The following is a 13,094-nucleotide window of genomic DNA, read 5'->3' on the forward strand; positions in this document are numbered from 1 at the left end:
CGGCTCCGGCATCGCGTGTCAGTGCGTTTCGAAATCCGCGGCCCCTCAGGCGAAGATCGCGAGCCCGAACACGAGGAAGACGATGAGATGGGTGACGCCGTGGACGGCGGTGACGCGCTTTCCGACGAACGCCGTGATCGAGACCAGCACGATGACGGCGAGCAGCAGCAGGTTGATCGGTGATTCGGCCAGCACGATCGGCTGATCGGTGATCATGCCGATGACCAGCACGGTCGGAATGGTCAGCCCCACCGTCGACACGTGCGCCCCGTGGCACAGATTGCTCACCCGCTGGATCTCGCCGTTCCACGCCGCCCGCACCGAGGTGAGCGTCTCCGGCAGGAAGACGATCATCGCGATGATCACCCCGGACAGGGCCACAGGAGCGCCGAGGCGACCGAACCCGTCATCGAGCAGAGAGGCCATATCGTGCGACAGCAGCACGATCGGCAGGACCGTGGTCACGAGCAGTGCCAGCCGGAGGATGATCTCGGTGCGGTGGACCGAGAGGATCTCGACGATGCCCTGAGCTCGTGGCTCCTCCTCGGCGGGGGAGATGTGCGGAGCGGGTGCGACGCGGGGATCGACCTCGGTGAATTCCTGGGCCTGCGGACCCATCTGCCGGTAGAGGAAGAAGGCGTAGATGCCGATCGTGGCGATGACGATCGGGATCTCCTGCCAGGTCTCATAGCTGCCGTTCGTGCCGATGAGCGCGGGCACGGCGAAGGCGAGAGCGGTGAGGGCGATGATCATCGTCAGGTAGTTCGTCGCGCCGGTGCGGTTGTGGGCCATGCTTCCGTGGCGCAGACCGCCGACGAGCAGGCACAGTCCGACGACCGCGCCGAGGATGATCATCGATACGGCCATGACCGAATCCCGGGCGATCGTGGCATGGTCGCCGGGACCCAGCAGAACCGCGGAGATGAGGATGACTTCGATGAGGCAGATCGAGATGGTGAGCACGAGGCTGCCGTAGGGATCGCCGAGGCGCCCGGCCAGATGCTCGGCCTCGGTGACGACGCCGAAGGCGCAGACGAGGATGACCGCGATGATGACGATGAGCGCGGTGACGAGCAGGGGCATGGGCACCGGCGGGTCGAGAAGCGGCCCGGTGAGCTGGATGGCGACGAAGGTGCCCCAGCCGAGGATGAGGCGGATGATCGCAGTCGGCGTGACGATGCTGCGGAGGGCGGCGGTCATGAGGGCTGATTCCTCTCTTTGAGGCCGTCCTCATCGTGACTCTCTCACGACCGGGTCGTCCCGGCCGGATCCTTCCGTCTCCAGGCTAGCCAGAGGCGCAGAACCCGGCAAATCCGGGAGCGGTCGGGCCGGTTCCGGCTGGAGTGCGCCCGCATACGGGAGGCAAGTGCCGATCGGGCCGGATACATCGAAATCCACGAGTCCGTTGCCCTCGACTGCGCCGAGGCGCTGGGGTGACAATTGGTCATGGTTGCGTTCATTGGAGGCGAGGATCTCTCGGGCACCGTTTTTGCCGACGCCGATCTGCGCGGCGCCACGTTCGATCGTCAGGCCCAGGTGCGCGCATTCCTCGCGGCCGCGACGACTCAGCTGCTCGACGAGGAATGTCCGAATCCGAATGACCCGTCAGGGGGGCGAGACCGTGCGCAGATGCGTGCAGGTGATACTCGAGGAGGAGTGGGAGCACCTGCGGTTCGCGACCCGCGACCTCGATGCACTTGACGACGGGCGTGCGTGAACCGTCCGATCGCCGACCCTTTCACTTCGGGAGATCCGCAGCGGCGCTCATCCGGTGCCTGGAATCGGAGCCGCCGGCCACGGATCAGCGGCGGCGCTCGCGGTCGAGCATCTGAGTCACCCGCGAGCCCGAGTCGTCGACGCGGCTGCCTGAGTCATCCTACGCTCCTGAGGACCGCCAGCTGAAGGGGATGCCCGTCTGCACGCCGCGCCAGCCGCAGGCGATCGCCTCACCCAGCAGGCTCAGACCGATGCTCAGGGTCATCGGGCGGACCGCTTCCTCGGCGCCGATGAACTGTGCACCGAAGTGCAGACCGGCACCGGCGGCCAGACTGATCACCCAGACGACGAGTGTCTTCGCGGTGTATCTCTGGTGGAGGGTTCCCTCTCGGGAGAACAGGACCGTCGATGCTCCGCGCAGCAAGCCGAAACCGAGCCCGACGACGATCGAGACGGTGAGGAAGACGACGTTCGCCGCGGTCCAGTGGTCGAAGTCCCACAGGTCCTTGACCGAGATCGCCAGCAGGATCACCGGCGACACAGCGAGATCCTTGGCATCGACCGGTTCTCCGCGGAAGCGTCGGATGACGACGATGACGATGACGGCGATGACGATGACGGCGATGAGTGCCGGATGCATGAGAAGCCCCCTTCGGCTATATAGCATGTATGTGCTAGAACGATAGCACGATGTGGCATGGATGTGTTATAAAAGAATCATGCCGAAGATAGTCGATCCAGTTCAGCGCCGCGAAGCCATCGCCGACGCCCTCTTCGCGATCGTTGCCGATCGGGGTTTCGCCAAGATCTCACTGCGCGCGATCGCCGAGGAGTCCGGCCTGGCGATCGGCTCGATCAGACACTATTTCACGACCGCCGAAGGGATCGTGCGCTTCGCCCTCGAGACTCTGGTGGAGCGGGTCAGTGCCCGTCTCGAGGACCGTCTGGCATCGTTGTTGCCCCGGCTCGAGTCCGGAGCCCTCGGTCGCGATGAGGCGAAGGAGGAGACGGTCGATCTCCTGGCCGAACTGCTTCCGCTCGATGAGATCCGGCGCCGGGAGTCCGTGGTGTGGCTGGCCTTCGAAGAGGCGGCGCGCACGGATCCCGCACTGTCCGATGTGTTCGAGACCTCCGCCAGAGGTTCTCGGCAGCTGATGGCGCGAACGGTGGAGAGCATGTCCAGACGCGGCGTGCTCCGCGCGGATCTCGATCTCGAACTCGAGGTCGATCTGCTGGCGGCGCTGGTCGATGGGCTCACCCTTCGTTCGACGCTGCACCCCGAAGTGCTGGCTCCCGAGCGTGCCCGGGAGGTGCTCGCAGCTCATCTCGAGGGTCTGCGGCGCGGGTCGGACTGAGGGAGGAGCGCCTGCCGAAACGGTTGGCCTCAGGCTCCGGCTGTGACGGACTCCGCTGCTGAGCTCCGCTTGCCGCGGGCGTTCTTTCCGCCGGTGAAGAGGAGACGGTCGATGCTGAGGCGGCCCGGACCCGCGGCCGCGATGAGCAGCGCTCCGGCCGCCAGGGCCGCGACGAGCTCCCAGCCGCCCTGATCGACGAACGGCACGGGCGTGAGGTGGACGATGACGAGCGCGCCGATGACATTCGCGGCCAAGAGGGCGCCGACCAGCGGGGTCAGTGCGCCGAGGATGAGCAGCGCACCGCCGATGAGTTCGACGAAGGTGGAGAACGGCGCTGCGAGATCGGGCAGGGGGACACCCATCTGCGAGAACGATTCAGCGGTTCCGGCGACGGTCCACTCATTGAACTTCTGCCAGCCGTGGGCGATGAAGATGGCGCCGAGGCCGATCCGGGCGATGACGGTGACGATGTCGCGGGCAATGGTCGGGAATCCGGTTGCAGCGTACACAGCGTTCTCCGTGATTGATTGAAATTGCAATTACACGGTTTTGGCCGAAGATGACAGGACGCTGAACGCGGCTCGAGGATCAGGCCGGCCCGCCGCCGCGATCGACGGCCTGGAGATTTCGCGTGCACGGGTGTGAGGGGAGTGGGGGCCTCGACCCCAGACAGCGGCGCAGCCACACTGGCAGGCATGTCCGAAGAAGAACAGTCACCGCCTGATCCGCGGCACTCGCGACCTGCGGAATCCCCGTCGCTTCAGGGCACGGGACTCGAACCGGAGTCGGCGGACAAGAGCAAGAGGGTCCTCGCCTGGATCGGGGCGAGCGTCGTCTTCCTCCTGCTCGTTCTGCCGACGCTGGGCAGCCACGGGACCCACCAGAGGTTCTACGACGGAGAGCCATTCATCTGCTCGCCCGCCCTCGGTCCGGCGACGTCCTATCCTGCGAGCATGTTCGAAGAGCGTGAGTACGAGCCGAGCACACCGGACGACGTCGGCATCGGTGCCACGCGTATGGCCAAGACGGCCAGGTATGAGACCGAGAGGACGTTTCAGATCGCTGTCTGCGGCGAGCAGCGCTCCCGCCGCGTCGCCTGGGCGCTCATCCTCACTGTCGGCAGCCTGCTGCTCGGACTGTCGGCGAAGAGCGACCTCGCCCGCCCCCGCTCGGACGGCTCCCGACCGGGCCCGTGACGAGCGGGCGAGTCATCGTCGAGCGATGACCGGCGTGCACCTCGGAAAACGCGAACCCTGAGTGCGGGAGCCGGATGTCAGAAGCCGTAGGCGGCGTCCGCGGCCTCTCTGATCTCCGAGTAGGTGCGCGTGAGCACGATCGTGTCCTCGGCCAAGCGGTCGAGGCGCTGGATCACATCGTCGTTGACGATCTGATTCCGATGCAGGTCCTTCTCCTCGACGAAGGCGTAGGTCTGGACGACCTGAGCCTTCATATAGGACAGGATCGGCTGCAGCTGCTGCTGGGGGATGAGGTAGTGCTTGGCCGAACCGGCCGTAGCGACCATGCTCACCACTTTGTCCCGAAAAGCATTGACCGGCAGCAGATCGAAGACGTTCTTCAGCGTCGCCGGGATGGAGGCTTGGAAGATCGGGGTGCCGATGATGATCGCATCGGCGTCCATGAGGGCGCGAGTGAGGCGACCGGTGTCGCCGGTGTACTCGGTGAAGTTGCGGCCGTCGCTGAAGACCATGTCGACTTCGGCGAGATCGATGAGTTCGATCTCGACCTCCGGCTCCTGCTTCATCACCGACTGCGTCACGTACTCCATCACGGTCCGCGTCTTGGTTCCGACGTTCGATCCGGAGAGGGCGATGACCTTCATCAGACGAGCTCCTCTGTCTTCGCGGCTGTGTACTTCTTCACGGCCGGGATGATCTCCGAGCCGATGGTCTCGATCTGGCCCATCACCTTCTCATAGGGCATTCCGCCGAAGTCGATCTGCGCCAGGTAGCGCTGGTGGCCGAAGACCTCGTGCTGGTGGAGGATCTTCTCGATGACCTGCTGCGGGCTGCCGATGTTGACGATGCTCGCCGGATCGACGCTCTGGGCGAACAGCTGCTTGGGCATGCCCTGGCCGTTGACCCGCTTCATCCCGTCGTTGATGTGCGGGTAGAGCTCCTTGAGTGCATCCTGCGAGGTCGGTGCGGTGTGGAGGAAGCCGGCAGTGGCCACAGGCAGGGTGGCCGGATCGTGTCCCTGATGACGGGCCGCCTGGCGGTAGGAGTCGACGGTCGTCTTGAACACCGAGGTGGTCCCGCCCAGGTGCGCCATGACCATCGGCACACCGGCCAGGCCGGCCTTGATGGCGCTCGCCGGTGCTCCACCCACCGCACGCCAGATGGGCAGGCTCTCCTGCGCCGGGCGGGGGAGGACCTCAGCATTGTTCAGAGGCGCTCGGAACTGTCCGCTCCAGGTGATCTCCCGCTCCTGGTTGATCTTTTGGAGCAGATCGAACTTCTCCTCGAACAGCTCCTCGTAGTCGCGCAGATCGTAGCCGAGCAGTTCGAACAGGCCCACGCGGGAGGCGCGGCCGGCCACGAGCTCGGCGCGTCCGCCGGAGATGAGGTCGATGGTGGCGAAGTTCTCGAACACCCGCACCGGATCGGAGGTGCTCAGGATCGTCGAGGTGCTGCCGATGCGGATCGACTTCGTCGCCTGGGCGATGGCGCCGAGGATGACGGCGTGGGCCTGGGAGGCGAAGTACTCCTGGTGGCTCTCGCCGAGGCTGAAGAAGTCGAAGCCGGCGTCTTCCGCGGCCTCGGCGTAGCCGATGAATTCGCGGATGCGCTCCTCGGCGCTGACCCGGGTGCCGGCGACGGGGTCCGGCAGGTGGTCGCCGAGGGAATAGACCCCGAACTGCAGCCCCTGGCTCGGGTCGATGCTGAGCCTGTCCATCATATTCACGGCATCGGACATGGTGTCTCCTCTGTGCTGATCGAATGTCACTTGCCATGTCAACTGACAGGGGTCGAGGATTATTCCCGTCCTTTCGATCGGTGTCAGAAGCCCCGCTGCTGGCCCTCACCTGGCTGCGGACCTCTGCCCTGCGGCGGGCCCTCGTCGCGGAGTCTGCGGCTGTTGTCGTAGAGCTTCTTCATCAGTGCGTGCAGCTGCCGCTTCTCGTCCTCGTCAAGGACATCGAACATCGTCGACTGCTGTGCCACCTGCGCGGGATAGGCCCGGTCGATGAGTGCTCTGCCCTCCGCGGTCAGAGAGATGTGCTTCGTCTTCCACTCCTGCTCCCGGCGGATCAGCCCTTCGCGTTCGAGGCGGGCGAGCATCCGTGAGATGCCGCCGCCGCTGACCGTCAGGCCCGCGGCGAGGTCGGATTGGGTGATCGGTTGAAAGTTGCGGATATGAGCCAGGGCCTCGAACTGGGCGACGGTGATGCCGAACTGCCGCAGGTACTCGTTCGAGACCTGATTGCTGTTCTGGACGAAGCGGGCCATCCGCAGCCAGATGAGCGTGCTCAGTGACAGGTCCTCCACTGTGCCTCCTCGTGCTGCGCGATCGATGGGTCATGGCCATCGAATATCTCATCGATCATACGGGTCGGTCCGAGCCGGACGGCCTCGCCGGTGCGATCCGGCGCCGACGCTCACGTCGATGTGCTCGATACTCGGCTGAGGCCTCGGCGCTGGTCGGTCTCGTCTGCTGCGGGCTCTCGGCCCTGGTCAGGTCGCTCCGAGTCCGGTCGGGCGGCACGGGCGAAGGCGAGGACGATGCCGATCCCGGTCAGCGTGGCCAGCAGCGATGAGCCGCCGTAGGACACGAGGGGCAGCGGCACTCCGATGACCGGCAGCAGGGTCGTGACCACTCCCATGTTGATCAGCGCTTGGCCGACGATCCAGGCGAGGACGGTTGCGCCGAGGATCCTCGTGGCTCGGTTCCGGCTGATCAGGGAGGCGCGGATGAGCCCCAGGGCGATGAGGGCGAACAGGGCGACGACCGCCAGCGTTCCGATCAGGCCGATCTCCTCGCCGATGATCGCGAAGATGTAGTCGTTGTGGGCCTCGGCCAGCCAGAACCACTTCTCGCGGCTGGCCCCGAGGCCGACTCCCGTCCATCCGCCCGACGCCAGGGCGTAGAGCCCGTGATTGGACTGCCAGTGCTGGCCGAGGGCTTCGGCCTCGCTCTGGGCATCGCCGGCGAACATCGCCCGCACTCGTGCCATCCGGTACGGGCTCGACACGACCAGCAGAGTGACACCTGCGCAGATGGCTCCGAAGGCGATGGCGAAGTACCGCTTCGGCGCCCCGGACACGAACAGGGCCGCCAGTCCCATGAGCATGAGGACCAAGGTCGTGCCGAGGTCGCCTCCGACGACGATGAGCCCGGCCGCGACGACCACGGGGCTGAGAGTGAGCAGGAGTTCCCGAGGCCGGTAGCGCCGGGAGGTCAGGCGTGCCAGGACCACGGCGAACCAGACCGCCAGGATGGGTTTGAACAGTTCCGAGGGCTGTGCCTGCAGTCCGCCGATCCGCAGCCAGTTCGTGCTGCCGTTGACCGTGGTGCCCAAACCCGGCACCAGCGGCAGGGCCAGCAGCAGAAGACCGGCCCCCATGAGCGGCCAGGCGAGGCGTTCCCAGACCCTGACCGGAGTGAGCGCGGCCAGGACCATCATGACCATCCCGGCCGCAGCGAAGATCCCCTGCCGTGAGAACACGGAGAAGGACGAAGCCCCGGTGCCGTCATACGAGGTGATCGACGTCGCCGAGAGCACCATGAGCAGACCGAGACCGACCAGGCACAGACAGGAGATGACGAGCATCGTCGTTCCCGGGAGCAGCCTCGACGGACGTTCGAACAGACCGCGCAGGGAACCCGCCGACGACGCTGCTTCAGCGGGTGCCGAGCCCATGCCATGCTCCCGACCGTCCATGAACCCTCACTGACCTCGATCCGATATGACCGACCACCATCTCAGGAGTCCGCTCGGGCTTCAAGTCGGCTTGCGGGCGGACTTCGAAACGAGGCGGCAGGTCCGTGCGGGGACGTACGATGGAGCCGTGAGCACTGCAACGAACTCCGACGACTCCCAGGGGGATGGCCTCCTCGGCGCCGGTCGGTCCGCGGCCGTCATCATCGCCTCCACCTCGGCGGCCAGGGGAGAGGCCGCCGACACCACGGGGCCGATCCTCGTCGACTGGCTGCGCGGACGCGGCTACGAGACTCCCGCGGCCATCGTCGTCCGCGACGGCGAACCCGTCGGTCAGGCCCTGCGCGAGCTGCTGGTCGACACTCCCGAAGATGAACGTCCCCGCATCATCGTCACCAGCGGCGGCACCGGTCTGGCACCGGATGACCGCACCCCGGAATTCACGGCCGAACTGCTCGAGCGCCAATCGCCGGGCCTGATCTATGCGATGTGGCGCAAGGGCCTGGAAGCGACCGCCTCGGCGGTGATGAGCCGCGGGGTCGCCGGAGTGCGCGGACGGACCTTCGTCATCAACTTCCCCGGCTCGAAGGGAGGGGTCACCGACGGCATCACCGTCATCGACGAACTCCTCGAGCACATCCAGACCTCCGTCGAGGACACGACCGACCACGGACCCCGCGTCTGACCGGTCGATTGCGCCGACGGGCGGGGCCGGGTCCGGCCTGAGGCATGTGCTAGGAATGAAGCATGACTGCCCTGCCGGATTGGAACCCGCGGGGACCGCGGGTTCGACGCGATCCCATTGCCGCCTACGACGAGATGCGCTCGCAGTGCCCGGTCGCACGCGGCCCGAGCGGGGCGTGGACACTGTTCACCCACGCCGATGTCACGGCCGCGGCAGTCGACCACCAGACGTTCTCGAACGCGGTGTCCGCTCATCTGCAGGTGCCCAACGGCCTCGACGAGGCGGTCCACACCGCGTTCCGCGCCGTCGTCGACCGCTACTTCACCCGTGAGCGGATGAGGGCGCTCGAACCGGCGATGGAGCGTGTCGCCGACGACCTCGTCTCCCGGCTCGAGGTGCCGGGATCGATCGACGCCGTCGAGATCGGCTCCCGCTTCGCCGTGCGAGCGCAGAGCATGTGGCTGGGATGGCCGGCAGCGCTCGAAGAGGAGCTGCTCGAGTGGATCGGCGACAACCATGCCGCCACCCGATCACGGGACCGGACGCGCACGGCCGCCGTCGCCCAGCGCTTCGACGAGATCATCCGCAGCCTGACCGACTCCCGCCGCGAAGCCGGCGATGCCGCACCCGATGACGTGACCACCGAGCTCGTTCGGGACCGAGTCGACGGCAGACCGCTGACCGATGACGAGATCGTGTCGATCCTGCGCAACTGGACCGGGGGAGACCTCGGCTCGATCGCCCTGTGCACCGGCGTCATCCTCAACTACCTCGCGAAGCACTCGCACGTGCAGGACCGGCTGCGCTCCGGCGTCTCGACCCGCGAATTCGATGCGATCCTCGACGAGATCCTGCGCATCGACGATCCCTTCGTGTCCAACCGCCGCATCGTCACCGACACCGTGACCGTCGGCGATCGGACGCTGCGGGCCGGAGACCGGGTCGTCCTCAACTGGACGGCGGCCAACCGGGACCCGCGCATCTTCGGCGACTCCGAACAGTTCGATCCCGAGGCCAACGCCCCGTACAACCTCGTCTACGGCATCGGCAAGCACGTGTGTCCGGGCAGGCCGCTGGCCACGCTCGAGCTGCGCGCGCTGACCCGTGCCGTCCTTGAGAGCACCTCGCGGATCGAACCCGATCCGGAACAACCGGCGAAGAGAGCCCTGCCGCCCGTCGGCGGGTTCGCCACCGCTGGGATCCGCCTCGTCTGACAACCGCCGGCAGGAGCGTGGGACAATGTGAGTGACAGGCTCTTGGCCAGAAGAAGGAACGCGCTGTGAGTACCCCGGAAGTCGCTGGTCCCGACGACGGAGACGACCACGGACGAAGGATGTGAGCAATGCAGATGCGCAAGGCGGTTCGCGCCAGAGTCCACAAGTTCGACGCCACCGGTGAGACCTCCGCCGGCCCCGACTCCCTGGCCGGGGAGGAGCCGCTGGAGATGCAGCTGGATGGCGAACAGTACGCCGTGACCATGCGCACCCCCGGCAATGACGTCGAACTCATCTCCGGCTATCTGCTCTCCGAGGCGGTTGTGACCGCCATGGACGACATCGAGGAGATCAACTTCTCCGCCGGCATCGCCCCGGACGGGACCCGCAACTACAACGTCGCTCGCGTGAGGCTGCGACCGGGCGTGTGGAATCCCGAGTCGGCACCGGCCCGGAACGTCTACACCTCCTCCTCATGCGGGATCTGCGGCACCGCTGCCGCCGATGCGGTGACGAAGACCTCGGCCTTCCCGCTCATCCCCGCCTCCTGCCATCTCGAAGACGATGAGGAGTACGAGTTCCCCCAGCTGATCTCCGCCGCTCGCATCGGGCAGCTGCCGGACAGGCTGAGGCAGACGCAGACGATCTTCGACAAGACCGGGGGAGCCCATGCCGCTGCGCTCTTCGCCGTCGGCGACGACCCGGACGCCGAACCCGAGCTCCTCATCGGACGCGAGGACGTGGGCCGGCACAACGCCGTGGACAAGGTCATCGGCTGGGCCATGGCCAACCATGAAAAAGGCCTGCCGCTGCGGTCGACGGTGCTGCAGGTCTCGGCCCGGGCATCGTTCGAACTCGTGCAGAAGTGTGCGATGGCCGGCATCCCGATGATGTCGGCGGTCAGCGCACCCTCGGCGATGGCCGTCGACTACGGCCGGGACGTGGGTGTGACCGTCATCGGCTTCAACCGCGGGGGACGGTTCAACGCCTACTCCTATCCCGAGCGCGTCGCCTGACCCTTCCTGCCGATGCGCGGGGCCTGACCCTTCCCGCCGATGCGCGGCGCCGGAGCGCGGGCAACCGCGCCGCCTGTGCGGATGACCGTCCGGATGCGCGCTCGCGTACATGTGCACACAGGACCGGCCGTGCACGCATGCGCACGGCCGGTCCCGTGCCAGCGGTCAGTAGCGGAAAGTGGCGATGACCTCGTCGGGGCGATCCTCATCGCCCAGGGTCCGCAGGGACCCGGAGGTTCGAACGGTCGACAGGACCGCGTCATTGGCCAGCACGTAGGTGTCGCTCGACTGCCGTCGGATCCCCGTCCGGGGAAGGTAGAGCGTGTCGATGCGGCCCTCCTGGCCGGCATGGGCGATCTCCGCCGGGTCGAGCGATCCCTTGCCGTTGTGGACCAGCGACATCGCTCGGTCGCGTTCGACCGACTCGCGGGCGAGCTCACTGTCGTTGATCAGCCTCCACGCCGCCGAACGCAGATCCTCTGGCTGGGAGTGCTCGGGACTGCCGGGGATGACCTGGTCGTGGATGACCGGATAGGGGCTCGCTTTGCGGAAGATCGGCAGGTATTCCGCCACCGAGGCGAGCACCAGAGGCTGCGACCGAGCGGTGCCGAGCTCGGCGCCGACGGCCTTGCCCACGGCCCGGATGAACTTCTCGGTGAGCATCGAGTCGGTGTCCGCGGTTCCGCCCTGACCGTAGAAGGCGGCGTCGCCTCCGCCGACGGCACGGAACTGCAGCGACTGTTCGGGAAGGTCACCGACCACCTCGTCGAAGGACTCGGGGATGGAGCCGAGCGGCAGCTGCTCGATGGAATTGCGGGTGGCATCGAAGAGGCGCACCGAGTTCTTCGCCAGCGCGAGGATGTAGCACTTGCCGCTGGACTCGAGGACCGGGACCAGGGGCAGCACATCGAACCGGTTGTCGACGACGACGGACTGCTCGACCTCGATCGGGATCCTCACCGCCGAGTGGAAACCCGCCTCGGCGAAGATCGCCAAGCCCCGGCTCTGCTGCCTCCAGTACGAGGAGTCCGAGACGAGTTCGCGGATCGGGGACAGGATGGACTCCGTCTCACCGTTGCCCGTTCCGAGCTCGTGGAAGCGCTCGGCCGCGTGGTTGATCTGGTTCTTCAGCACCGTCGCCGAACGATCGGCTTTCGTGCCGGTGACATCGGTGGGAACGTAGAAGCTGGCTTTGGGGCCGGTCCCCACCTCACGGGAGAACAGGTCGGTGAAATCGAGCGAATCGACGATTCCCTGGGCAGTGGTGGTCATGAACAGAGGCCTCCTTGACTGCGGATCACGAATGTCCCTATCCCTTCCTGAGCCTACCTGACCCGGACCGCAAATGGGCGTCTTCGACGGGATTGAGGGTTCTGTACGTCTGCATTCACCCGATCAGCTGCAGGGTCTCTTCGACGATGACGACCGCGGCGATGAACAGGACGAAGACGCCGAAGCCCTTGCGCAGTCCACGATCGGGGACCCGACTGCTGAGCCAGAACCCGAGGAACGAACCGATGACGGCGGCTGCCGCGATGCTCAGCGCCAGCACCCAGTCAAGAGGCGTCGAGACCGCATAGCCGATCAGCCCGGCCCCCGACTGCATGGTGACGATCATCAGGGACGTCGCCACTGCCAGTCTCATGGGCAGGCGTGCCAGCAGGGCGAGTGCGGGGACGATGAGGAAGCCGCCCCCGGCGCCGACGAACCCGGACACCAGCCCGACGACCGCACCGGTGATGACGATCTTGACGACCGGCAGCTTCGCTGACTCCTCCTCATCGCCGTTGCCCTTCCGGCCGCGGATCATCGCCACGGCCGCAGCGATCATGACGGCGGCGAAGGAGAACATGAGGATCGCCGAGGGGACCGAGCTGCCGAGCCTGCCCCCGGCGAACGCGCCCGCCATGGAGGCGAAGCCGAAGATGATCCCCGTCCGCCACTGCACCTTCTTCTTCAGCGCATGCAGGGTCAGGCTGACCGCCGAGGTGACTCCGACGATGAGCAGCGACGACGGGATCGCCTGCACCGGTTCCAGACCCGTGATGTAGGTGAGTACGGGGACGGCGAGGATAGCCCCGCCGCCTCCGAGCAGTCCGATGGACACGCCGATGACCAGTGCGAGGGCGAAGGTGATGATGAGTGAGACGTCCATGAGCTCCCGATTCCGGGCACAGCTGCGCATCCGGCGATGCGATCATCCGCCGGATG

General features: G+C 66.5%; 14 protein-coding genes. 5 read left to right on the top strand and 9 right to left on the bottom strand.

Annotated elements, in window-relative coordinates; translation table 11 throughout:
* Positions 1-45: 45 nt before the first annotated feature.
* Positions 46-1,200: a calcium:proton antiporter gene (locus IG171_RS01070; RefSeq protein ID WP_212129201.1), complete on the bottom strand. Its 1,155-nt coding sequence runs from the start codon at positions 1,198-1,200 to the stop codon at positions 46-48.
* Positions 1,201-1,876: 676 nt separating this feature from the next.
* Positions 1,877-2,356, bottom strand: coding sequence for a hypothetical protein (locus IG171_RS01075; protein WP_212129202.1), 480 nt, complete (start codon positions 2,354-2,356; stop codon positions 1,877-1,879).
* 79 nt (positions 2,357-2,435) lie between these two features.
* Between IG171_RS01075 and IG171_RS01080 the strand changes: the two genes are divergently transcribed.
* Entirely contained in the window at positions 2,436-3,071 is a 636-nt protein-coding gene (locus IG171_RS01080) for a TetR family transcriptional regulator C-terminal domain-containing protein (protein WP_212129203.1), read from the top strand.
* A 29-nt stretch (positions 3,072-3,100) separates the two neighbouring features.
* On the opposite strand, the gene IG171_RS01085 is transcribed toward IG171_RS01080, so the two are convergent.
* Positions 3,101-3,580, bottom strand: coding sequence for a DoxX family protein (locus IG171_RS01085; RefSeq protein WP_212129204.1), 480 nt, complete (start codon positions 3,578-3,580; stop codon positions 3,101-3,103).
* Positions 3,581-3,766: 186 nt separating this feature from the next.
* On the opposite strand from IG171_RS01085, the gene IG171_RS01090 reads away from it, so the two are divergent.
* Entirely contained in the window at positions 3,767-4,267 is a 501-nt protein-coding gene (locus tag IG171_RS01090) for a hypothetical protein (protein WP_212129205.1), read from the top strand.
* A gap of 77 nt (positions 4,268-4,344) precedes the next feature.
* Here the strand turns inward: IG171_RS01090 and IG171_RS01095 are convergent, their stop codons facing one another.
* The 4 genes from IG171_RS01095 to ftsW form a co-directional block, all read right to left on the bottom strand.
* Complete coding sequence (locus IG171_RS01095; RefSeq protein WP_212129206.1) at positions 4,345-4,911, bottom strand: NADPH-dependent FMN reductase; 567 nt, start codon at positions 4,909-4,911, stop codon at positions 4,345-4,347.
* Positions 4,911-6,005, bottom strand: coding sequence for an LLM class flavin-dependent oxidoreductase (locus IG171_RS01100; RefSeq protein WP_212129208.1), 1,095 nt, complete (start codon positions 6,003-6,005; stop codon positions 4,911-4,913). Before IG171_RS01100 ends, IG171_RS01095 begins: the two co-directional genes overlap by 1 nt.
* Positions 6,006-6,088: 83 nt before the next feature.
* Complete coding sequence (locus tag IG171_RS01105) at positions 6,089-6,577, bottom strand: MarR family transcriptional regulator (RefSeq protein WP_212129210.1); 489 nt, start codon at positions 6,575-6,577, stop codon at positions 6,089-6,091.
* A gap of 110 nt (positions 6,578-6,687) precedes the next feature.
* On the bottom strand, positions 6,688-7,950 hold the full coding sequence (gene ftsW / locus IG171_RS01110; protein WP_212129212.1) for a putative lipid II flippase FtsW: 1,263 nt from the start codon (positions 7,948-7,950) through the stop codon (positions 6,688-6,690).
* A gap of 148 nt (positions 7,951-8,098) precedes the next feature.
* On the opposite strand from ftsW, the gene IG171_RS01115 reads away from it, so the two are divergent.
* The 3 genes from IG171_RS01115 to fdhD all read left to right on the top strand — a co-directional run bounded on the left by IG171_RS01115 (position 8,099) and on the right by fdhD (position 10,883).
* Positions 8,099-8,653: a MogA/MoaB family molybdenum cofactor biosynthesis protein gene (locus IG171_RS01115; protein ID WP_212129214.1), complete on the top strand. Its 555-nt coding sequence runs from the start codon at positions 8,099-8,101 to the stop codon at positions 8,651-8,653.
* Between the two features lie 62 nt (positions 8,654-8,715).
* A complete protein-coding gene (locus tag IG171_RS01120; protein ID WP_212129216.1) occupies positions 8,716-9,867 on the top strand; it encodes a cytochrome P450 in 1,152 nt (383 codons plus the stop codon).
* Between the two features lie 128 nt (positions 9,868-9,995).
* Complete coding sequence (gene fdhD / locus IG171_RS01125) at positions 9,996-10,883, top strand: formate dehydrogenase accessory sulfurtransferase FdhD (protein WP_212129219.1); 888 nt, start codon at positions 9,996-9,998, stop codon at positions 10,881-10,883.
* 165 nt (positions 10,884-11,048) lie between these two features.
* Here the strand turns inward: fdhD and IG171_RS01130 are convergent, their stop codons facing one another.
* Positions 11,049-12,155: a hypothetical protein gene (locus tag IG171_RS01130; protein ID WP_212129221.1), complete on the bottom strand. Its 1,107-nt coding sequence runs from the start codon at positions 12,153-12,155 to the stop codon at positions 11,049-11,051.
* Between the two features lie 115 nt (positions 12,156-12,270).
* The gene (locus IG171_RS01135; RefSeq protein ID WP_212129222.1) at positions 12,271-13,038 is read right to left on the bottom strand and encodes a sulfite exporter TauE/SafE family protein; all 768 of its coding nucleotides are present in this window, start codon (positions 13,036-13,038) and stop codon (positions 12,271-12,273) included.
* Positions 13,039-13,094: the final 56 nt, after the last annotated feature.

The organism is Brevibacterium sp. SMBL_HHYL_HB1 (assembly GCF_018208375.1).
GTDB lineage: Bacteria > Actinomycetota > Actinomycetes > Actinomycetales > Brevibacteriaceae > Brevibacterium > Brevibacterium intestinavium.

Excerpts from the sequence above, each read along its gene's own strand:
- IG171_RS01070 (WP_212129201.1), bottom strand. The coding sequence starts at position 1,200 with ATGACCGCCGCCCTCCGCAGCATCGTCACGCCGACTGCGATCATCCGC.
- IG171_RS01075 (WP_212129202.1), bottom strand. The coding sequence starts at position 2,356 with ATGCATCCGGCACTCATCGCCGTCATCGTCATCGCCGTCATCGTCATC.
- IG171_RS01080 (WP_212129203.1), top strand. The coding sequence starts at position 2,436 with ATGCCGAAGATAGTCGATCCAGTTCAGCGCCGCGAAGCCATCGCCGAC.
- IG171_RS01090 (WP_212129205.1), top strand. The coding sequence starts at position 3,767 with ATGTCCGAAGAAGAACAGTCACCGCCTGATCCGCGGCACTCGCGACCT.
- IG171_RS01095 (WP_212129206.1), bottom strand. The coding sequence starts at position 4,911 with ATGAAGGTCATCGCCCTCTCCGGATCGAACGTCGGAACCAAGACGCGG.
- IG171_RS01100 (WP_212129208.1), bottom strand. The coding sequence starts at position 6,005 with ATGTCCGATGCCGTGAATATGATGGACAGGCTCAGCATCGACCCGAGC.
- ftsW (WP_212129212.1), bottom strand. The coding sequence starts at position 7,950 with ATGGGCTCGGCACCCGCTGAAGCAGCGTCGTCGGCGGGTTCCCTGCGC.
- IG171_RS01120 (WP_212129216.1), top strand. The coding sequence starts at position 8,716 with ATGACTGCCCTGCCGGATTGGAACCCGCGGGGACCGCGGGTTCGACGC.
- fdhD (WP_212129219.1), top strand. The coding sequence starts at position 9,996 with ATGCAGATGCGCAAGGCGGTTCGCGCCAGAGTCCACAAGTTCGACGCC.
- IG171_RS01130 (WP_212129221.1), bottom strand. The coding sequence starts at position 12,155 with ATGACCACCACTGCCCAGGGAATCGTCGATTCGCTCGATTTCACCGAC.
- IG171_RS01135 (WP_212129222.1), bottom strand. The coding sequence starts at position 13,038 with ATGGACGTCTCACTCATCATCACCTTCGCCCTCGCACTGGTCATCGGC.